Annotated in this window: 22 protein-coding genes and 1 pseudogene; 16 read left to right on the top strand and 7 right to left on the bottom strand. The window is 65.9% G+C overall.

Annotation, left to right across the window (positions count from 1 at the left end):
• Nucleotides 1-7 precede the first annotated feature (7 nt).
• The 3 genes from BFD71_RS11545 to BFD71_RS11555 are packed head-to-tail and all read left to right on the top strand — an operon-like array spanning nucleotide 8 to nucleotide 3740.
• Entirely contained in the window at nucleotides 8-1303 is a 1296-nt protein-coding gene (locus BFD71_RS11545) for a sugar ABC transporter permease (protein WP_083245222.1), read from the top strand.
• A 34-nt stretch (nucleotides 1304-1337) separates the two neighbouring features.
• Entirely contained in the window at nucleotides 1338-2066 is a 729-nt protein-coding gene (locus tag BFD71_RS11550; protein WP_069263742.1) for an SDR family oxidoreductase, read from the top strand.
• Between the two features lie 45 nt (nucleotides 2067-2111).
• The gene (locus BFD71_RS11555; protein WP_069263743.1) at nucleotides 2112-3740 is read left to right on the top strand and encodes an FGGY-family carbohydrate kinase; all 1629 of its coding nucleotides are present in this window, start codon (nucleotides 2112-2114) and stop codon (nucleotides 3738-3740) included.
• A gap of 23 nt (nucleotides 3741-3763) precedes the next feature.
• Here BFD71_RS11555 and BFD71_RS11560 read toward each other — a convergent pair whose 3' ends face one another.
• Nucleotides 3764-5032 (bottom strand): multidrug effflux MFS transporter, encoded by a 1269-nt coding sequence (locus BFD71_RS11560; RefSeq protein WP_069263745.1) that lies wholly within the window; start codon nucleotides 5030-5032, stop codon nucleotides 3764-3766.
• Nucleotides 5033-5247: 215 nt separating this feature from the next.
• On the opposite strand from BFD71_RS11560, the gene BFD71_RS11565 reads away from it, so the two are divergent.
• Nucleotides 5248-5511: a DUF6723 family protein gene (locus BFD71_RS11565; RefSeq protein ID WP_069263747.1), complete on the top strand. Its 264-nt coding sequence runs from the start codon at nucleotides 5248-5250 to the stop codon at nucleotides 5509-5511.
• A gap of 36 nt (nucleotides 5512-5547) precedes the next feature.
• On the opposite strand, the gene BFD71_RS11570 is transcribed toward BFD71_RS11565, so the two are convergent.
• Nucleotides 5548-6663 carry a Kelch repeat-containing protein gene (locus BFD71_RS11570; RefSeq protein ID WP_141710640.1) on the bottom strand — a complete coding sequence of 372 codons (1116 nt, stop codon included), beginning with the start codon at nucleotides 6661-6663 and terminating at the stop codon, nucleotides 5548-5550.
• Between BFD71_RS11570 and BFD71_RS11575 the strand changes: the two genes are divergently transcribed.
• The 3 genes and pseudogenes from BFD71_RS11575 (at nucleotide 6662) to BFD71_RS11585 (ending at nucleotide 8990) form a co-directional block, all read left to right on the top strand.
• Entirely contained in the window at nucleotides 6662-6865 is a 204-nt protein-coding gene (locus BFD71_RS11575) for a hypothetical protein (RefSeq protein ID WP_069263749.1), read from the top strand. The genes BFD71_RS11570 and BFD71_RS11575 overlap by 2 nt on opposite strands.
• Nucleotides 6866-6979: 114 nt before the next feature.
• Nucleotides 6980-8134, top strand: a pseudogene (locus BFD71_RS11580) (cysteine desulfurase family protein); the annotation flags it as partial.
• Nucleotides 8135-8183: 49 nt separating this feature from the next.
• Complete coding sequence (locus BFD71_RS11585; RefSeq protein WP_069263751.1) at nucleotides 8184-8990, top strand: sulfite exporter TauE/SafE family protein; 807 nt, start codon at nucleotides 8184-8186, stop codon at nucleotides 8988-8990.
• Nucleotides 8991-9011: 21 nt separating this feature from the next.
• Here the strand turns inward: BFD71_RS11585 and gcvA are convergent, their stop codons facing one another.
• On the bottom strand, nucleotides 9012-9920 hold the full coding sequence (gene gcvA / locus BFD71_RS11590; protein ID WP_069263753.1) for a transcriptional regulator GcvA: 909 nt from the start codon (nucleotides 9918-9920) through the stop codon (nucleotides 9012-9014).
• A 164-nt stretch (nucleotides 9921-10084) separates the two neighbouring features.
• On the opposite strand from gcvA, the gene BFD71_RS11595 reads away from it, so the two are divergent.
• The 7 genes from BFD71_RS11595 (at nucleotide 10085) to BFD71_RS11625 (ending at nucleotide 16558) form a co-directional block, all read left to right on the top strand.
• On the top strand, nucleotides 10085-10888 hold the full coding sequence (locus BFD71_RS11595; protein WP_069263755.1) for a hypothetical protein: 804 nt from the start codon (nucleotides 10085-10087) through the stop codon (nucleotides 10886-10888).
• A 162-nt stretch (nucleotides 10889-11050) separates the two neighbouring features.
• Entirely contained in the window at nucleotides 11051-11320 is a 270-nt protein-coding gene (locus BFD71_RS11600; RefSeq protein ID WP_069263757.1) for a MoaD/ThiS family protein, read from the top strand.
• Between the two features lie 58 nt (nucleotides 11321-11378).
• Nucleotides 11379-12497 carry a WD40/YVTN/BNR-like repeat-containing protein gene (locus BFD71_RS11605; RefSeq protein ID WP_069263758.1) on the top strand — a complete coding sequence of 373 codons (1119 nt, stop codon included), beginning with the start codon at nucleotides 11379-11381 and terminating at the stop codon, nucleotides 12495-12497.
• Nucleotides 12498-12900: 403 nt separating this feature from the next.
• Entirely contained in the window at nucleotides 12901-13221 is a 321-nt protein-coding gene (locus BFD71_RS11610) for a DUF4148 domain-containing protein (protein WP_069263760.1), read from the top strand.
• A gap of 124 nt (nucleotides 13222-13345) precedes the next feature.
• The gene (locus BFD71_RS11615; RefSeq protein ID WP_069263762.1) at nucleotides 13346-13747 is read left to right on the top strand and encodes a PPC domain-containing DNA-binding protein; all 402 of its coding nucleotides are present in this window, start codon (nucleotides 13346-13348) and stop codon (nucleotides 13745-13747) included.
• Nucleotides 13748-13910: 163 nt separating this feature from the next.
• Nucleotides 13911-14354: a hypothetical protein gene (locus BFD71_RS11620; protein WP_069263764.1), complete on the top strand. Its 444-nt coding sequence runs from the start codon at nucleotides 13911-13913 to the stop codon at nucleotides 14352-14354.
• A gap of 89 nt (nucleotides 14355-14443) precedes the next feature.
• Nucleotides 14444-16558: a phosphocholine-specific phospholipase C gene (locus tag BFD71_RS11625; protein WP_069263766.1), complete on the top strand. Its 2115-nt coding sequence runs from the start codon at nucleotides 14444-14446 to the stop codon at nucleotides 16556-16558.
• Between the two features lie 80 nt (nucleotides 16559-16638).
• On the opposite strand, the gene BFD71_RS11630 is transcribed toward BFD71_RS11625, so the two are convergent.
• On the bottom strand, nucleotides 16639-16932 hold the full coding sequence (locus tag BFD71_RS11630) for a hypothetical protein (RefSeq protein ID WP_035512844.1): 294 nt from the start codon (nucleotides 16930-16932) through the stop codon (nucleotides 16639-16641).
• Nucleotides 16933-16978: 46 nt separating this feature from the next.
• Nucleotides 16979-17479: a Spy/CpxP family protein refolding chaperone gene (locus BFD71_RS11635; RefSeq protein WP_256094627.1), complete on the bottom strand. Its 501-nt coding sequence runs from the start codon at nucleotides 17477-17479 to the stop codon at nucleotides 16979-16981.
• 239 nt (nucleotides 17480-17718) lie between these two features.
• Here BFD71_RS11635 and BFD71_RS11640 point away from each other — a divergent pair, with 239 nt between their 5' ends.
• Nucleotides 17719-19002, top strand: coding sequence for a phospholipase A (locus BFD71_RS11640; RefSeq protein WP_256094628.1), 1284 nt, complete (start codon nucleotides 17719-17721; stop codon nucleotides 19000-19002).
• A 72-nt stretch (nucleotides 19003-19074) separates the two neighbouring features.
• Here the strand turns inward: BFD71_RS11640 and BFD71_RS11645 are convergent, their stop codons facing one another.
• Nucleotides 19075-19452 (bottom strand): VOC family protein, encoded by a 378-nt coding sequence (locus tag BFD71_RS11645; protein ID WP_069263769.1) that lies wholly within the window; start codon nucleotides 19450-19452, stop codon nucleotides 19075-19077.
• Nucleotides 19453-19608: 156 nt separating this feature from the next.
• Here BFD71_RS11645 and BFD71_RS11650 point away from each other — a divergent pair, with 156 nt between their 5' ends.
• The gene (locus tag BFD71_RS11650) at nucleotides 19609-19869 is read left to right on the top strand and encodes a DUF2934 domain-containing protein (RefSeq protein WP_069264161.1); all 261 of its coding nucleotides are present in this window, start codon (nucleotides 19609-19611) and stop codon (nucleotides 19867-19869) included.
• A gap of 72 nt (nucleotides 19870-19941) precedes the next feature.
• On the opposite strand, the gene BFD71_RS40445 is transcribed toward BFD71_RS11650, so the two are convergent.
• Complete coding sequence (locus tag BFD71_RS40445; RefSeq protein WP_141710641.1) at nucleotides 19942-20217, bottom strand: hypothetical protein; 276 nt, start codon at nucleotides 20215-20217, stop codon at nucleotides 19942-19944.
• Nucleotides 20218-20400 lie beyond the last annotated feature (183 nt).

A 20400-nucleotide genomic window follows, 5' to 3' on the forward strand; every position in this document is an offset into this window, starting at 1 on the left:
AACGATCGTGAGCAAGACTATCCATGGCGCTGCGCAGCCTGAAAACCCGGATGCCTCAAAGCCCGATGCGAAGCCATCCACGCTGCTCGACCGCAGCGACGTGCGCGTGAAGCATGCGAGCGGAATCGGCGAGAGCGTGTCGGCATTCGTCGACCGCGTGCGCTCGGGCGACCTGGGTTCGCTCCCGGTCATCGCGGGGCTCGTCATCATCTGGACGGTGTTCACGAGCCTGAACCCCGTGTTTCTCTCCGCCGACAACCTCGTGAACATGCTGTTCGACTGCTCGACGGTCGGCGTCATTTCGCTTGGCATTGTCTGCGTGCTGCTGCTCGGGCAGATCGATCTCTCGGTGGGCTCGATGAGCGGCTTCGCTTCGGCGCTCGTCGGCACGCTGTGGGTCAACGACGGCTGGCCCGTGCTGCTCGCCATCATCGCGGCCATTGCGGTGGGCGCGGTGATCGGCGCACTGTATGCGCTGCTGCTCAACTGGATAGGCATGCCAAGTTTCGTCTCGACGCTCGCGGGCCTGCTCGCCATCCTCGGCATGCAGCTCTACGTGCTCGGCTCGACGGGCTCTATCAATTTGCCCTACGGCTCGGCGATGGTGAACTTCGGACAACTGATGGTGATTCCGCCGCTCGTCTCGCACGTGATCGCGCTGCTCCCCGGTATCGTGCTCCTGCTGCTCGGCCTGCGTACGCGCACGCGCCGCCATGCGGCCAGGCTTTCGGCACCTTCGGTCGCAGGCCTGCTCGGGCGCGCGGCGGCGCTGACCGTGTTCCTCGAAATCGTCGTGGCCTATCTCAACCGCGGGCGTGGCGTGCCGCTGATGTTCGGCCTCTTTCTGGGTCTCGCCGTCGTCATGCAGTACGCGCTCACGCGCACGCGCTGGGGCCGCTCGATGCACGCCGTGGGCGGCAATCACGAAGCCGCGCGGCGCGCGGGTATCAAGGTCGGCGCGATCTATACGAGCGCCTTCGTGCTGTGCGCGAGCCTGGCCGCAATCGGCGGCGTGCTGACCGCGGCGCGACTCGCTTCGGCGAGCCAGCAGGCCGGCACCGGAGACGTCAACCTCAACGCGATCGCGGCGGCCGTGATCGGCGGCACGAGCCTTTTCGGCGGGCGCGGCAGCGCATGGTCGGCCGTGCTCGGCATCATCGTGATCCAGTCGATTGCGAGCGGCCTGACGCTGCTGAACCTGTCGTCGTCGCTGCGCTTCATGATCACCGGCGCCGTGCTGGCCATTGCCGTGATCGTCGATTCGCTCGCCCGCCAGTCGCGTGTTTCGCATGGCCGCGCCTGAGGCGTCGGCACCTGATTCAAGGAGAAAGTCACCCATGTCTGAATCGATCAAGGGTAAGGTCGCCGCCATTACCGGCGCGGCGTCCGGCATCGGCTTCGCGTGCGCGCGTGCGTTCGTGGACGAAGGCGCGAAAGTCGTGCTGATCGACCGCGCAGAGGACCGGCTCGCGAAATGTTGCGCGGAGCTGGGGCCCAACGCGCTGCCCCTCGCCATGGACCTGCTCAACGCGGCGGACTATGCGACGATGCTGCCCAGGATCCTCGATCTCGCGGGCGGGCTCGACATCTTTCACGCCAACGCGGGCGCGTATATCGGCGGCGAAGTGGCGAACGGCAACCCCGACGAGTGGGATCGCATGCTCAACCTGAACATCAACGCCGCGTTTCGCTCGGTGCATGCGGTGCTGCCGCACATGATCGCGCAGAAGTCGGGCGACATCGTTTTCACGAGTTCGGTGGCGGGCGTCGTGCCGGTGGTGTGGGAGCCCATTTACACGGCCTCGAAGTTCGCGGTGCAGGCGTTTGTGCACACCGTGCGCCGCCAGGTCGCGAAGCACGGCGTGCGCGTGGGCGCGGTGCTGCCGGGCCCTGTGGTCACGGCCTTGCTCGACGACTGGCCCCAGGCGAAGATGGATGAAGCGCTGGTCCAGGGCAGTCTCATGCAGCCGAAGGAAGTGGCCGATTCCGTGGTATTCATGCTCACGCGGCCGCGCAACGTCACCATTCGCGACCTCGTGATCCTGCCGAACAGTGTCGATCTTTAGGGCCTGTTATCAGCGTGAACAGGCCCTAACCACAATCAACGAGCCATGACCTCAATTAACCAGGCCGGCGGCGAACGCCATACCGTCGGTGTCGATGTGGGCACGGGCAGCGCCCGCGCCGGCATTTTCGATTCCGCCGGTCGCATGCTTGCGTCGGCGAAACACGACATCAGCGTGTTTCATGAGAGCGGCGCCATCGTCGAGCAATCGAGCACGCAGATCTGGAACGCCGTGTGCCAGGCCGTGAAGGAGGCGCTCGCGCAGGCCGCGATCTCGCCGGAGCAGATCGCCGGCATCGGCTTCGACGCCACCTGTTCGCTCGTCGTGCTGGGCGAGGGCGGCACGCCGTTGCCCGTTGGCCCCTCCGAAGTGGCCGAGCGCGACATCATCGTGTGGATGGACCATCGCGCCGTGGAGCAGGCCGAGCGCATCAACGCCACGGGCCACGATGTGCTGCGCTTCGTGGGCGGCAAGATCTCTCCGGAGATGGAAACGCCCAAGCTGCTGTGGCTGCTGGAAAACCGGCCCGAGGTGTTCGCCGCGGCCTGGCAGTTCTTCGACCTGACCGACTTCCTCACATGGCGCGCCACGGGCGATCTTTCGCGCTCCACCTGCACCGTGACCTGCAAGTGGACCTATCTCGCGCACGAGCAGCGCTGGGACGAGAGCTACTTCCGCAACGTGGGTCTGGGCGTGCTTGCCGATGAAGGCTTTGCGCGCATCGGCCGCACGATCGTCGAGCCCGGGACGCCGCTCGGCAGCGGGCTCACGCCCGAGGCCGCCGCGCAGCTCGGCCTGCGCGCGGGCACTGCCGTCGCGACGGGCGTGATCGACGCGCATGCGGGCGGCATCGGCACGGTCGGCGCGCAGGGGCAGCCCGAGGCGTGCCTCGCGTACGTGTTCGGCACCTCGTCGTGCACGATGACGACCACGCGCGACCCCGTGTTCGTACCGGGCGTGTGGGGGCCGTACTACGCGGCGATGGTGCCCGGGGCGTGGCTCAACGAAGGCGGGCAGTCGGTGGCGGGCGCGGCGATCGAGCGGCTGCTCGCGATGCATCCGCTCGCTGCAGAAGCCGCGAGCCGCGCGGCGAGCGAAGGGCAGTCGCTGCCGACGATGCTTGCCGGGCTGGCGGTTCAGGCTGCGCAGAGCGAATCGGGCGCGGTGCGCCTCGCGCACGATCAGGGCCTGCATGTCGTGCCCGAATTCCTCGGCAACCGCGCGCCATTTGCCGATCCGCACGCGCGGGCCGTCATCGCGGGACTCGACATGGAGACGGACATGGAGAGCCTCGTCGCGCTCTATGTCGCGGGCATCGGCAGCATCGGCTATGGGCTGCGGCAGATCGTCGAGGTGCAGGCCCAGGCGGGCGCGCCGATCGAGCAGGTCGTGATCAGCGGCGGTGCGGGCAGGCTCGACCTCGTGCGCCAGCTGCTGGCGGACGCAACGGGCAAGCCCGTGCTGGCCACCCACGCCGAGGAGCCGGTCCTGCTGGGCGCGGCCATGCTGGGCGCCGTGGCTGGCGGCCTATACGATAACGCGCGCGACGCGATGGCCGCGATGTCCCGGATCAGCAAGGTCTATGCGCCGGCCACGGGCCAGATCGCGGCGCTGCACGAAGCGCGTTACCGCGCCTTCACGCAGTTGCAGGACGTGGCGCGCGCGATCCGATAACGGCTTGACCGGGAGCTAGCGGCTCACGCCGCCTCGCCGCTGCGCTGCGCGAGCGCGGCGGCAGCAGCCTGACTTTGCGCGAGGTGGCGCAGCAGCTTCGTCACCATCACGACGACGGTGAGCGCGAGCAGTACGAAGAACACCGCTAGCGGCGTGAGCACGTGCACGGAGACGAAACCGGCCAGCCCCATCATCGCCGAGGAAACGAGCAGCAGCGCGCAGCCGAGAATCGCGCTCGTCAAACCCGCGATATGCGGGAACAGCGAATTGCCCTTGGCCATCAGCGTGGGATACATCGCACCCGCGCACAGACCCATCACGAGTACAGGAACGGCGAGCGTCCACACGCGCAGGCCCACCGTGAGCGCGAGCACGAGCATCGCGATGGCCGCGCCCGCCATCACGCGCGCCCCCACACGCAGACGTTGCTCCGGGGTAGGCAGGCGCGGGCCGTGCAGCCGGTTCGAGAGACCGCCCAGGAAATACATCAGGCCGATGCCGAGCGCGAGATAGCCGAAGAAGGTGGGCGGCCTGTGCAGCGTGTTCTGCACCATGAACGGCCCGACGACGTTGAAGACGAGCAGGATGCTGTAGCACAAGCCCTGGGCGAGAAAGCAGCTCTGGAACACGGGGCTCGCGAGCACCTTGCCCGCGTTCGCGATGAGCGTGCGCGGCTCCAGCCGCACCGGTTGCCGCAAGGTCTCGCGAAAGCGCCACAGCAACGCCCACATCACCAACGAATAGACGAGCAGGAACACGAGGCAGGCCTTCCAGCCGAACAGCTCCTGCAGATGCGCGCCGATCACCGGCGCGATGATCGGCGCGAGCCCCCACGTAATCGACATGTAGGTGAACGCGTGCATGAGCGCGGTGCCCACGAACGAATCCGTGATGATGGCCTTCGCGAGCAGGTTGGTCGCGGCGATGCCGAAGCCCTGCAGGCAGCGCGCCAGCACGAAAGTTTCCAGATTCGGCGCGGCGAGCGAGAGCAGACAGCCGAGCGTATAGATCACGAGCCCGAAAGCCAGCACGCGCTTGCGCCCGAGCGCGTCGGAAATCGGCCCGAAGATGAGTTGGCCGAAGGCGTAGGCGGCGAGATAAACGGACACACTCGACTGGATCGCCTGTGGCGACGTCGCGAAGTAGCGCGCCATGGCCGGCAGTGCGGGCACGTAGATGTCGATGGCGAGCTGTCCGGCGGAGGCGAACAGGCAGATCAGGAACAGCAGGAAGCGCGGCGAGTTCGCCTGGCGTGCGGCGGTGGCGGGACGTTCGGGCAGATCGTGAGTCATGACAGCGTGAAAAGGGCGGGTTCCGGTGCGGCGGCGCTGGGGGGCGTTGGGGCAGCTGTTCGGAAAGCACGTTCGGATCACGAACACGGCGTCCGGCGCGGCGGCGCAGGCGCGTATTGTGCCCGTTATCGCCGACTTCCGTGCGACGCCCCTCTCAGGCGCGGCGCTTGCTGAGCTTCCGCTTATCTCGCCCAGGATAGTCCCGGAGTGCCGAAATGCCAGAGAAAAGGCCGAAAGAGGCCGTGCGCCGTCCGACCACCGCGGAAGACTATGAAGTCTTCTGCGGCGAGCAGATCGACGGCGCGGGCCGCTACTACGGATTGCTGCGGATTCGCCGCAAGACCGATGGGCGGCTCATCTATCCGTTCGACGGCTGTCCGCGTCCGGGGCCGTGCGCGACCGGTCCGCAGGCAAGGCAACAGGCACTCACGCTCGCGGATGAGCTGATTCGCGCGGACATTGCCACGCCCGAAGGGTGAGCAGACCCTGCGCGCCGAAGGGGGAGGCTGCCCAGCTCAAAGGGAAAACACTTCGTGCACCGAAGTCTGAATCACGCCGCCATTCATCGGGCCGCCGCCCGCCACATGAATTGCATCGCCCGCGACTGCCGCGCCCATGCCATGACGCGGCGTGAGCATGGGCGCATAGGCCTGCCATGAGTCGGTAGCCGGATCGTAGCCCTCGTTCTGCCCGAAGACGCGCCGCGTGCCTTCCCCGCCCATGCAGAAGAAGCGTCCCCGCCACGCCGCGCCGCCGTGACCGGAGCGCGGCGTGGGCATGGGCGCGCGTTCTTCCCAGGCGTCGCGCTTCGCGTCGTAGGCCACGTGCATGCCGGTGTTGAAGTCGAACGTATCCATGCGGCCGCCGGCCACGAGTATCCAGCCCGCGAGCGAGACGGCCGCCGTGTGGTCGCGCGGACCGGGAATGGGCGCGAGCGTTTTCCAGCTGTCGCTCTGCGGGTCGTAAGCCTCGTGCCAGTCCACCGAGCGCGTGTCGCGGCCGCCGATCGCGTGCAGCATGCCCTCGTGCGCCACGACGGAAATCGCGCCGCGCGAGCCGCGCGAAAGCGGGTGAATCGCGTGCCAGCGGTCGTCGGTCACGACATAGGCGTAGCAGTCGGGCACGGCAATGCGGTTCTGCTCGACGAACCCACCCATCGCATAGACCACGCCGTCGAGCGCCGCCACGCCGATATGATTCGCGCCGCGCGGAACGGGCGCGGCGTTGCGCCAGGCGCCGCGCGCCGCATCGAATACATGGTGATAGGGCCGCGCGACCTGGCCCGCGCCGTAGCCGCCGATCACATGCATGCGCTCGCCCTCGCTCGTCGCCCACGCCATTTCGCTGCGCGGCAGCGGCAAGGGCGCGGCCGTGGTCCACGCGCCTTGCGGCGTGGCGCGCGGCGCGCTCGAATAGAAGAAGCGCTGCGTGAACGCTTCGGGCGGCAGCTGCGTGGCGTTGGGGTCGTGCAGGCTCGCGTAGAGGCCGCCACGCTGGGCCTTTTGCATCGCTTGCGGGTCTTCTTCGGGCATGGGCTGCATGTCCGCAGCCATCGCTTCACGCTGCGTGCGCCAGGCGGTGCTGCTCGCGGCGAGGCTCAGTTCGAGGAAGCGGCGACGGGAAAGCGGCATGGCGAACCTCGCGGAGGTGGAGGGGACGGCATTGGGCGCGCTTTTCCCGGGGCGTTTTTCTCGCTCGCAGAGCGCGCAGTGGATACGGTACACGGGAACGCTGTCGCCCACTTTGTGTTACTACGCGCCGATCCAGGGCGCGATCGGTTTCGCGCCACCAGGCTGCCTGGTCGACCGTCTTGAGAATTTCATTTCACGTTAGGTCGATGGAAGAGAATCGAATACTCCGCCCTTTGGAGAATCCACTTAATTTTGGAACCATTTTTTAGTGCCCGGGGCGTAGCATTTTCGACATTCCGTTGTGCGAGAAACGAAGATGAGCGAGAAGGGCGATTTGCGTTACTTTGACTATGCCGCGACCACCCCGGCGGACCCGCGGGTGATCGAGGCGATGTTCGGCTGTCTGGGCATGGAAGGCGATTTCGGCAACCCGGCCTCCAGCTCGCATGGCGCGGGCCAGCGGGCGCGCCGGCTCGTCGAGCAGGCGCGCAAGGACGTGGCGGCGCTCATCGGCGCCGATGCCGAGGAGATCGTCTGGACTTCCGGCGCGACCGAGTCGAACAATCTCGCGCTCAAGGGCTATGCGGACCGCGCGACGCACAAGCGCCATCTCATCACGAGCCAGCTCGAGCACAAGGCCATTCTCGATACGATGACGAGCCTCGAAGCGCGCGGCATGACCGTCACGCGGCTCGCACCGGACGCGCAGGGCGAAATCACGGCAGCGGCCGTGGCCGCCGCGCTCACGCCCGACACCGGTCTCGTCTCGCTCATGCTGGTCAACAACGAACTGGGCACGCTCACCGATGTCGCGTCGATTGCGAGCGTGGTGCATGCCGCCGGCGCGCTGCTGCACGTCGACGCGGCGCAGGCGCTCGGCAAGACGCCCATCGAAGTGAAAGCGATGGGCATCGACCTCCTTTCGATGTCGGCGCACAAGGTGTACGGGCCGAAGGGCATCGGTGCGATCTATGTGAGCCGCGAGGCGTTCGAGCGCATCGCGCCGCAAATGCACGGCGGCGGTCACGAGCGTGGGCTGCGTTCGGGCACGCTGGCCACGCATCAGATCGTCGGCATGGGCGTGGCGTGCGTGATTGCGCGCGAGGCGCTGCAAGCGGACAGCGAGCGCATTGCGCGGCTGGGCGAGCGCCTGCTGGCCGAGGTGCTCGCGTTGCCGGGCGTCACGCTCAACGCCGCGCGCGCGCAGCGCATTCCCCACACGCTGAGCCTCACGATCGATCTGCCGGGCTTCTTCCCGTTCCTGCTGACCGGCGACCTCGCGATCTCCTCGACCTCGGCCTGCAACTCGGCTGCTGGCACGCCCTCGCACGTGCTCACTGCCATCGGGGTTGGCGAAGCGGCGGCAAACCGCACGGTGCGCCTGAGCCTCGGGCGCTTTACGAAGCCGGAAGACGTCGATTTCGCGGTGGACTGCATTCGTCGCGCGGTGGCGCCGTGTCTGCCGGCGGCTGTGCCCGCCTGATTTCGTCGGTCAAGGTCACGATGAACATCGAAACCCGATGATCGTTTCACTCGTACTGGGCGCCATGATCGGCGCGATGCTGGGACTCACGGGCGCGGGCGGCGGCATTCTCGCCGTGCCGGCCATCGTGGTGGGAATGGGCTGGCCCATGCAGCAGGCCACACCGGTCGCCTTGATCGCCGTGGCGAGCAGCGCGGGGATCGGCGCGCTCGAAGCCTTCCGCAAGCGTCTCGTGCGCTATCGCGCGGCGTTCTGCATGGCGCTCGCGGGCGTGCCGACCACGTGGCTCGGCGTGCGCCTCGCTCAAGCCATGCCGCAACGCCTGCTCCTCGCACTCTTTGCCGGCGTGATGCTGTTCGTGGCGGTGCGGCTGCTACGTCAGACCATCGGGAAAAAGCGCGCGCTGCCCGAAGCGTCGCCGCTTTGCGTGGGCCGCGTCAATCCCGACACCGGCCGCCTCGTGTGGTCGAAAGCGACGGCGCTCGCGCTGGCCTCGACCGGCGCGTTGACGGGACTGATGACGGGGCTGCTCGGCGTGGGTGGCGGCTTCATCATCGTGCCCATGCTGCGCAAACTCACGAATATTTCCATGCACGGTATCGTCGCGACGTCGTTGATGGTCATTGCGCTCGTGGGCTCCGGCGGCGTGGTGGCGACGGTGCTGCACGGCGTGCCGCTGCGGCTCGACCTCACGCTGTGGTTCAGCGTCGCGACCGTCGTCGGCATGATGCTGGGGCGTCACGTTTCGCACCGCGTTTCCTCGCGGCATACGCAGATGGGCTTTGCCGCCATTCTGGTGTGCGTGGCGTGCGGCATGCTCGCCAAGGTGGTGCTCGGTTACTGAGACCTTGCGCTTGGTTCGCGCTCAACCGGCCGGGGCGAGAAAGACTCGGATTTCGTCGGCGAGCCAGTCGCGCACGGCACGCACCTTGGGGTCGTCGCGGCTGCCAATCCGATAGACGAGATCATGGCCGCGCTCGGACTCGAGACGCAGTTCCGGGAACGGCGCGACGAGCCGGCCGGCCGCGATGTCGTCCGCCACGATCACGCTGCGCCCGAGCGCGACGCCTTCCCCTCGAATCGCCGCCTCGATCGCGAGGCTCCCATGGCTGTATGCCGTGCCGCGATCGCTGCGCACGCCGCTCAATCCCGCCAGCGCCAGCCATTGCTCCCAGTTCGCAAGCATGCCGCCCTCATGCAGCAAGGTGCAGCGCGCGAGACTCTCGACCGATGCCATGCCGCCCATCTTCGCCCGATAGTCAGCACTGCAAACCGGCGTCACGGTTTCGTCGAGAATGCGCTCGGCCAGCACGCGCGGATAGCGTCCGCTGCCGTAGCGAATCGCCACATCGACATCCGAGTCGTTGAGATCGACGTATTTGTCGGTCACGTCGAGGTGGACGTCGAGTTCCGGATGGCGAGCCTTGAGGCGATGCAGGCGCGGCGCGAGCCAGCGGTTCGCAAAGGACACGCTGGCGTTGATCTTCAGGCGCGTGACGCTGTCGTGCGTGCGCAGGCGCTCGGACTCCTTGGTCAATTCAGCGAGCGCGCGGTTCACGGCCAGCAGGAACTCGGCGCCCGCTTCGGTCAGGACGATGCGACGCGTGAGGCGCTGGAACAGCGCCACGCCCAAATGGCTTTCGAGCGTCTTGATGTGCCGGCTCACGGCGCCATGCGTGACGTGCAGTTCCTGCGCCGCCAGCGTCATGCTGAGGAGCCGCCCGGTGGCTTCGAAGGCGCGCAGGGTTTGCAGCGGGGGAAGGCGGTCGAACATACGTGACGTGTGAGTTTTGCTCACGCATTATATGACGACAAATGGTTTGTCAGCCACATCGACCGGCTTCAATATGGGCATAAAGCCGCGGGACGTAACGTAACCAGTGCGACGCCCGCCGCGCATTCCTGACAGTTGGCATTCTCCGCATTGCGTCGCTCATCATGGATCTTCTGCTTTTCAAGCTCGTCTTTACGCCGTTGTTGCTGTTGGCCGCCAGTCTTGCCGCTCGCCGCTGGGGCGAAGCGGTCGGCGGGCTGCTCGTGGGACTGCCGCTTACTTCGGGGCCGGTTTCGGTTTTTCTCGCGCTGGAGCACGGACCGGCGTTCGCCGCGCAAGCGACTGCGGGTTCGCTTGTCGCAACGGCTGCGCAGGCGGCGTTTTGCGTCGTCTATTGCCGGCTCGCGGCGCGTGGGTGGAAGGTGGCGCTGGCAGGCGCAGGCGCCACGTTCGCCCTGGTGGCCCTCGTGCTGCAATGGGGCGCGCTGCCTACGCATGGTCTTTATCTCTTCGCCATTCTGGCCATTGCTCTTGCCCTCAACCTGATTCCCAACCAGCCGGCAAGAACGGTGCGCCTCTCGCCGCCGTGGTGGGATTTGCCGTCGCGCATGGCGCTCATCGCCGGCCTTGTGGTGAGCGTGACGCTGATCGCGCCTTACGTCGGACCCGAGGCGAGCGGCGTGCTCGCATCGTTCCCGTTCATGGCGATCATCCTCGCCGTGTTCGCGCACCGCCTGATCGGCCACGAAGCGGCGCAGCAACTGATGCGCGGCATGAGCACGGGACTGCTGGGATTTGCGTCGTTCTTCTTCGTGCTGAGCCTCACGCTCACGCACTGGAATTTACTGGCTGCTTACGGAACAGCGATAATCTGCGTGCTCACGATTCAGGCGATTTCCCTGTACCGCATGCGTCTGCCGACACCTTGCCTGCACGGCAAGGCCAAGGCCGAAGGCAGCACGCCTTAACCGCTGGCTTTGCGTCTGGCGGGTCTGGGCTGACGGCGCCGCGCTTGCTGCGGTGCATCGCAGGACTTCGGCTTCGGGGCGCGCCGACGCCTCGACGCCCACGGCGAATGGCCTAAACTACAGATCCGGCGGACGCGGCCGTTTCCGCATCGCCGGCCCGCCATGGCGCACCTCTTCTTCGCAGCTTCGATTCAGCGGCACGTCGCGACGCCCGAGCGCGAGATCGACGCGCGCACGCTTCGCGAAGCGTTCGATGCCGTGTTTGCCGAGCAGCCGCGTTTGCGCGGCTATATCCTCGATGATCAGGGCGCATTGCGTAAGCATCTGGCGGTATTCGTGGACGGCGTTCGCCTGCGCGATCGGGAACATTTGAGCGACGCGCTCGGCGATGAGAGCCGGGTGTACGTCGTGCAGGCGCTGTCCGGCGGATGAGTCACCACTTTGCGTGGGACCGGAGCGCTGACTCTGGATCGACAGGAGGGTACGCGAGATGAGCGATCGACTGCTGGTCGCAACCCGCAAGGGGCTGTTCGTTCTGCAAGGCGATGGAGAGGGCGGCTGGACAATCGGCGAACCTGAATTCGTCGGCGAGCCGGTGAGCATGGTGATGCCCGATACGCGCGACGGCTCGCTCTATGCCGCACTCAACCTGGGCCACTTCGGCGTGAAGCTGCATCGCCGGCGCGCGGGCATGGCGCACTGGGAAGAATGCGCGGTGCCCGTCTATCCGCCACAGCCTGCCGAGGAGATTCAGGCCAGCGAACCGGATGCATTGGGCCGCCTGCCTGCGCCGTGGTCGCTCCAGCAGATCTGGTCGCTCGAACCGGGCGGCGCGGACGAGCCGGGCGTGCTGTGGGCGGGCACGATACCTGGCGGCCTGTTTCGCTCCGGCGACGGCGGCGACAGCTGGGAACTCAACCGCCCGCTGTGGGACCGCCCGGAGCGCCGCGAATGGGCGGGCGGCGGCTACGACGCGCCGGGCATTCACTCGGTGATGGTCGATCCGCGCGACAGCCGGCACGTGACAGTGGGCGTGTCGTGCGGCGGCGTGTGGCAGACCGGCGACGGCGGCGCGAGCTGGCGCCTCACCGCCGAGGGTATGGAGGCCGACTACATGCCGCCCGAGCGGCGCGGCGAACCCAATGCGCAAGACCCGCACCGCGTGGTGCAATGCGCGGCGAATCCGGATGTGCTGTGGACCCAGCATCACTGCGCGATCTTCCGCTCGACCGATGGCGCGGCCCACTGGCGCCGCATCGAAGCGCAGCCGTCGAGCTTCGGTTTCGCGGTCGTGGTGCATCCGCGCGAGCCGGACACCGCGTGGTTCGTGCCGGCCCAAAAAGACCAGTACCGCGTTCCTGTGGACGGCCGGTTCGTCGTCACGCGCACGCGCGACGGCGGGCGTACATTCGAGCGCTTCTCGAACGGCTTGCCGGCCGCACCGGCATACGACCTCGTGTACCGCCACGGTCTCGACATCGACGGTACCGGCACGCGCCTCGCCATGGGCTCGACCACGGGCGCGCTCTGGACCTCGGACGATGGCGGCGAAAACTGGCGGCTCGTTTCGGCGCACTTGCCGCCGGTGTATTGCGTGCGCTTCGGGTGATCGCGGCCTTCCAGCCCGCCCTGCTGCGCGGCCATGGTCGCGGCATGCGCACGCTCGCGGAGCCGGCGCGCAGCACGTACGCGCATCTCGCGCAGCGGGAGGCGGCGTGCGGATCGCGCTCAGCTCGGTCAAGATGCAGATCTTCGACCGCAATCTGTCTCGCGCGCCGGGTATCGAGCGAAATGCGGGAGTAGCGAGGGGTTTTGTATCGTTGTGTATCCGCCGTGGCAATGGACAAAGAGGCTTGCAAAAGCAGGGGGTTGTGGAAACAAGCGGGATACGTGCGGGAGTTCAAATACACCCATGCCAGTCAGCGACGTCGCACAAGAGACATCGAAAAAGACTGGACGCGCGAGCCACGCCATCGTGGTCCGAACCAACTCATTGCTTACAGGTGGATACCATGAAACTCATCAAGTCGCTGATCGTTGCCGCTGTTGTCGCCGTTCCCGTCGTCTCTTTCGCCCAGTCGGCCGAGCCGCTCACGCGTGCCCAGGTCCGCGCCGAACTGGTGCAGCTCCAACAGGCCGGCTACAACCCGGCGGCCGACTACAACGACTATCCGCAGCACATCGAGGCCGCCGAAGCGAAGGTGAGTGCGCAGAACGGCGCGGTGGCGTCGGCGTTCGGCGGCGTGGCGAATGGGTCGTCGGCAGCGGGCGCGGTTACGGCTTCGGCGTCGCACGACATTCCCGGCCTGGGTTCGATCTACGCGCACCAATGATCGGTGCGTGAAGGTGCGAGTGCAAGAGCGGCCCGCTTCGAGCGGGCCGTTGTTCATGTCGCGACTTGCCTCGTGCTTCGTCCCGGCCTAACCTGTGCCGGATACGACGACCCCCGAGGCCAGCATGCAAATCCATCCCGTACGGCTGTCTCCCGGCGACGATCTGCGCGCCGCCGTCGAAAGCTTGCTGGGCCAGCAAGCCTCGCATGCGGCGTTCGTCATTCAGGGCATCGGCAGCCTGAGCGTCGCGCAGTTGCGCTTCGCCGGCGCCGAAACGCCGACCGCATTGCGCGGCGACCTCGAAATCCTCACGCTCGCGGGCTCGGTGTCGCCCGATGGCGCCCATTTGCACATGTCCGTGTCCGACGCGCAAGGCCGCGTGATGGGCGGCCACGTCGCGCGCGGCTGCACCGTGCGCACCACGGCGGAGCTGCTGCTGGTGCTGCTGCCTGGCCATCGTTTCTCACGCGAGCTCGATTCCGCGACCGGATACGCGGAACTGCAGATCCGCAACGCGCCAGGCTGATCCGCCTGCGCCGCCATTCGCGCGACCCCACGCACCGTCACAAAATTTAAAAGCGGCATCGCTATGCTTCGGCGTTGCCTCGCCGCTGTCCGTGCTGCGCGCGAGGCCCCGCTCGGGCCGCTCCTCGAGCCGTTGTTGTGCCTCTATCTGGACGGAGACTTCGATGACGGTCGAATCCGCGCCGGCGCGCTTGCCATGGCAACGCGCGTCGCGCAGACGTTTGTGCCTGCCCGCTGCATTCAAAACGATGCGTGCGCCCGCCATGCTGTTTGCATGCGCAGCCGCGCTGTGTACGCTGGGCGCGTGCAGCGCAAGTGATAGCGACGCGCGCGTCGCGCTCACCACGAACGCGGCACGCGAACTCGCGCAAGCGCAGCCAGGTACCAATCCACAGCGCCCGGCGCTCGCCAACGCATTCACGCTGGCGTCGGATGCGGGCGCATCGAATCTCCCAGATAGTGCGAACAGCATGGTGAACGCCGGCGTCGCCTTGCCCGCGAACGCCGTGCGCTCGCCGGCGAAGCCACCCGCCGGCGGGAGCGCGCAAGACACACAAGCCGCGCAGATCGAACCGCTTGTCACACCCGTTATCCACACCGCTGACTGACGTACCCGGCCGCGCGGCCTGGCCGCCTGCCGCCCGTCAAGGCGGCGTGCCGTGCGTGCCTTTCTCAACCTGAAGATGGAAACCACAAGATGACCTCGAGAAGCCGCCGTGACTTTCTCCGCACCGCCGCGATGAGCGCCGGTTCGGCCACCGCCCTGACGATGCTGCCGCAGGGCATCCGCAATGCGCTCGCGATTCCCGCGAACAATCGCACGGGGAGCATCCGCGATGTCGAACACATCGTGATCCTCATGCAGGAGAACCGCTCGTTCGATCATTACTTCGGCACGCTGCGCGGCGTGCGCGGCTTCGGCGACACACGCGCGATCACGCTGCCTACCGGCAAGCCGGTGTGGAACCAGCCGCTCGCGGCCGGCGCGGGCGAAGTGCTGCCGTTTCATCCCACGGCGTCCAACCTGGGCCTGCAGTTCATCCAGGACCTGCCGCACGACTGGACCACGACGCACGCTGCCTGGAACGGCGGCCGCTACGACCAGTGGGTGCCCGCCAAGGGCACGACCACGATGGCCTACCTCACGCGCGACGACATTCCGTTCCACTACCAGCTCGCCGACGCGTTCACGATTTGCGACGCGTACCACTGCTCGACGATGACCGCGACCGACCCGAACCGCTACTACATGTGGACGGGCTGGGTGGGCAACGACGGCAGCGGCGGCGGCCCGGTGATCGACAACGCGGAAGCGGGCTATGGCTGGTCCACGTATCCCGAAGTCCTGCAGAGCGCGGGTATTACGTGGAAGATCTATCAGGACGCGGGCGAAGGCCTGGATGCCAAGGGCTCGTGGGGCTGGACGGGCGACAACCCGTACATCGGCAATTACGGCGACAACTCGCTCCTGTACTTCCATCAATACCAGAACGCGCAGCCCGGCAATCCGCTGTATGACCGCGCACGCACGGGCACGAACGTGCTGGCGGGCGGCGGCTATTTCGACTTGCTCAAGCAGGACGTGGCGAACAATGCGCTGCCGCAGGTCTCGTGGATCGTCGCGCCCGAGGCGTATTCGGAGCATCCGAACTGGCCCGCCAACTATGGCGCGTGGTACGTCGACCAGGTGCTGCAGATCCTCACGTCGAACCCGGACCTGTGGAGCAAGACCGTGCTGCTCGTGAACTACGACGAGAACGACGGCTTCTTCGATCACCTGGCGCCCCCGTTCCCGCCGGCTTCGAGCGCGAACGGCCTCTCGACCGTCGATACGACGAACGAGATTTTCCCGGGCAGCAGCAAGTACGCGGCGGGCCCGTACGGCCTCGGACCGCGCGTGCCGATGCTCGTGGTCTCGCCGTGGTCGCGCGGCGGTTGGGTGTGCTCGGAGACGTTCGACCATACTTCCGTGATCCGCTTCATCGAGAAGCGCTTCGGTCTGCATCACGACCTGCGCGAGCCGAACATCACGCCATGGCGCCGCGCCGTGTGCGGCGACCTCACGTCGGCATTCAACTTCGCCACGCCTAACGCGGCGATTCCCGCGCTGCCTTCCACGACGGGCTATGCGCCGCCCGACAAGCTGCGTCACCCCGACTACGTGCCGGTGCCGCCGGTCGTGGGCAGCGTGCCGAAGCAGGAAGCGGGCGTGCGCAACGCGCGGGCGCTGCCGTACGAGCTGTTCGTGCGCTTCGATTCGAACGCCAGCTCGGGCGACGTTTCCACGCGCTTCGTCAATTCGGGCCGCGCCGGTGCGGTGTTCCTCGTCTACACGGCGGGCAGCACCGATGCGCCGCGCACCTATACGGTCGAAGCCGGCAAGCATCTGCAGGACAAGCTCGCGATTGGCGCGAGCGGCGCATACGACTTCAGCGTGCATGGACCGAACGGGTTTCTGCGCCGTTTCGCGGGCACGCAGGTCAAGTCGGACTGGTTCGGCGGCAACGAAACGGCGCGCCCCGAAGTGGCCGAGGGCTACGACGTGGCGAACGGCAACCTGCAACTGCGCCTCGAGAACAAGGGCGGCGCGCGCTGCCAGTTCACGATCGTCAACGCGTACGACCCGGGCACGAAGATCCAGCGCACGGTGCCCGGCGGCGACACCGAGCAGCTTTATCTCGACCTGCGCAACGCGTACGGCTGGTACGACCTGACGATCACGGTCGATAGCGATGCGACGTTCGTGCGCCGCATTGCGGGGCATGTCGAAACGGGCCACGCGAGCTATAGCGATCCCGCGCTCGGCGCCTGATACCGCTGAGGAGTGAGATGAGCCGCGGCTTTTGCGAGCCGTGGCTTTTTTTGTTTACCACGTAGTGGATCACGGCGCCTCTAGCGCCAGCGTGGCGGTGGCGGTCCCCAGCCGGGATGCCGGACGTGTCGCGGACCCATGAAATGCGGAGGGCGGTGCCACGGAGAAAAGCCGTGCCGCGAATACACAACGGGAGGCGGCCACATCGGCGCGGCGGGATGCATGAAGAATACGGGCGGCGGCGGCGCGTAGAACGCCCCAGGAATCCCGATGCCCACGCCGACATTGACGTTCACGCGCGCCTGTGCGGTTTGCATCGCGCACAGCGTCGTCGCGATACAGAGGAATGCAAACTTCAACACACGGAGTTTCATCGCCGATCCTCCGTCGCGAGCGCGCGTTGCGGACGCTCGCGGCTGGTTATTTCGTGTGCGCTTCAGCGGGCCGGAAAGCGGCGTCCGCAAGTTTCTTCTGCGAGTCGGGCATGGTCGCGTAAAGCGCCGAGAAGGCATCGAGCATCGCCTTGCTGCCGTCGGCATTCGCCTGGGCGATTTCGTTCCACGATTGAAGGTTCTCCACCGCGGTTTGCTGTTGGGCATTATCGTGCCGCTGCTGGATCAGATCATCCACCGTTTTCGCGTTATTGCGCATGACGTCGGCCACTTTCGCCCACTGATCCTCTTCGGCGGGAGTAATCTTCAGTTCGGCATGCAGTTCTTTCACGCGGTCGTCGACAGTTTCGACGTGATGCTGATGCGACGACGCAGCCGGAGCGCTGGCCTGCGCCCAGCACGTGGAAGTGCCGAGCAGGGCTAGCGCAAGCAGGACAGGTTTCATTGTCAGCCCTCGCGAAAAGCGTTCGCCGGCAATGGCCGGCAAGTCGGAACGAACCATTTTGATCATAGCAGCGGCGGCAACCAAATTCGGCATCCTCTATGTAACAGCGAATAACAGGGAAAAGAGGGAATAGGGCACGATTCCCGCAAAGCACCACGCTTCACTCACGCAGAAAATCGGCTTGGCTCGCCCGGCAGCGAGGCATTCTGACGATACAAGGAGGCAACGTGGCGATTCGATTGGCATTTCAGAGGGCATCCCATTCGCATTCCGCTCCCGTCGCCCGGTTAGCGTGGGGAAGACTGGCGTGCGCCACGCTGGCCGTGGCAACTTTGGCGGGCTATGTGCCTGCGAGCCGCGCCGCCGTGTCCATCATGCGCCCGCCGCGCGAGGCGAGATCGGACGAACCGCTCGTCGTGACGATCGTGTATACCGGCGATGCGCCGACCGGCACTTCGATCGACGTGCCGCGCGATCTGAGCATCACGCTGACCAATGGAGAGGCGTTGCCGAAGGCCGTGCTGCTCGCGCGCGAACCCGGCGCACCCGAGCATTTGCGGCTCGCCGCCGGAGAGATGAAGGCCGTGAGCTATAGCGCGGCATGGCCCAAGTGGGCGCGCGGCGCTTTGAGAGTGGACGTGCCGGGCGTGGACGTTTCGCCTTCCGTGGTCCTGCTCACGCGCATGCCGGCTTCGGCAACGGCGAACGCCGCGGCGCCTGCCTCCGCGCCTTTGGTGCCAGCGGCAACGGTTGCGTCCGCATCGGAACCGGTCGCCACGGCGCCAGCCGAAGGACCCATGGCGGGCAATGCTTCACTTGCGGCGCAAATGCCGCCTTCCACCGTAAAGCCCTCGAATTCGCTGGTGCCCGATATTGGCACTTTCCTCGCGGGCCGTCTTTCGTTCTACCAGCCAAACTATTTCGCGGACGGCTGGTCGTCGAGCGACGCGGATCTCGCAAGATTCCAGATCAGTATCAAATTCCGCTTCATCTTGCCGGACGATCCGCGCTCACGCGGTTTCCTCGACAACCTCTATTTTGCTTATACGCAGACTTCGCTTTGGGATGTCCGCGGGGACGAGTCGCCGTTCCACGATACGAGCTACATGCCCGCGCTTTTCTACTACCTCGAGGACACCGGTTGGAGGTCCAGCTGGTTCACCCGGATGGGTATCGAGACCGGCTACGAGCACGAATCGAACGGGACGCCCGGTCCGGGTTCACGCGGCGTCGACATCGTGTACGTGAAGCCGATCTGGGATTTCGGCGACCTCAACGCGAACCACCTGACCATCGAGCCGAAAATCTACGCGTATGAGCACATCCAGGAGACGAATGGGGATATAGCCCACTATCGCGGCTATGTCGATCTGCTGTTCAAATACGGCAGCCCTGATGGCTGGCAACTCGCAACGACGCTGAGAAAAGGCACGAGATCGACCTATGGAAGCGTCGATGTGCAATTTACATACCCGCTTGCCAAGCTATTCGGCAATGCATGGGGCGGGTATCTGTTCCTCAACTACTTCAACGGCTACGCCGAAGATCTTCTCGATTACAACCAGCACCGCTGGGCTGCGCGCATCGGTTTCGCCGTGTCGCGCTGACTGACTTTGGCGTGCGAATGTTGGGAAACGTCACTCGTGCGGCGGGTATCGTAGAGAGACACCAGGCGTGGGTCACGTAATGCTTTGACCCACTACGAACCGGTGGCCATCCGGTGTGGCCACGGTGCATTCGCGCATGCCGTACGGGCGATCGAGCGGAGGCTGCAGGACAATTGCACCTCGTTGCGCGATTTCATCGTGAAACGCTTGAACGTCATCGACTTCCAGATAGCCGAAGTAGCTGTGATCCCCCGTCGCCGCCGGGGACAACGCATCGGGGCAATGGCCGAGCATGATCCGCACGCCGCCCTTCTCGACGATTCGCCAGTCGGTCGAATCGGCCCAATCTACCCGAAAGCCAAGCACGTCGCAAAAGTATGCCGCGTTGCGTTCGAGGTCCTGGACGGCAAGGACGAAAGCGAAGGGACGTAGCGTGTTCGTGTCGGTCATGAGCGATCTTCTTCGACAGGGATTCAATTGGGGGTGGCGTGAGTATGACGCACACATCGGGCACCGTGTTTGCTCGCTGTACATGCAGTGCGCCATCCGCAGTCGCGGCTAGCCGGTTGCCGCGCTGCTCACACACGCACCATCGGAGGAATGACCATGAATGAGCAACGGGAAGAGCGCATCCGGCGACGCGCTTATCAACTCTGGGAAGACGACGGCGCGCCGGAAGGTCGGGCGGACGAATATTGGAGCCGCGCCGAAAAACAGGTTGCCGCCGAATATGACGCAGAAGGAGAAGCGTCGAGCATCGCCAGCGATCAGGCCGGCAAGCGCCGGTTTGCCGGTGAACCCCTGCAGGAAAGCGACGCCATGCCGCCGAGTGAACTGGCGCGCGACAAGCGGCGCGGTGGCGGGTGAACTCACGCGTTGATCGCGCATGTGCCGCGCTTCAGGCCATCGTCACGCCAGCCGGCGCGACCTGTTCGCACATCAATGATGCGCGAACAGGTCGTTGCGGCCCTCGTGTGACATGAGTGCGTCGTGGCGCGACACTTGCGCAACCGACGCATTCGAGGTGCCCGAGCTTTCCATGCCATAGCCGGAATCGTCGGTGGGTTGCGTGCTGGCGCGCTGCGGGTTTGCCGGTTGCTGCATCTGCATCTGCATCTGCCTGGTTTGTGCCGCAGGTTCAGTGTCCTGTGCGAAGGCGGCGGCGGGCAACGCGACGGCAAGCGAGACAATAGCAGTAGCAAGTATAAGTTTCATGATACAGACTCCATGTAAAAAAAGTTACTTCGGATTACTGAAAAAATGTACGGATCGCAAAACCGTTTTGCAACCGCGCATTCAACATCGCGACGTCCGATCAGCGCGACGTATGTCCACAGGCTACGCAGCCAACCTTAGAGTTTGCTTATGCGCGGGCAACGATGCGCATCTAGTGCATAT

This window comes from Paraburkholderia nodosa (genome assembly GCF_001718195.1).
Taxonomy (GTDB): domain Bacteria; phylum Pseudomonadota; class Gammaproteobacteria; order Burkholderiales; family Burkholderiaceae; genus Paraburkholderia; species Paraburkholderia nodosa_A.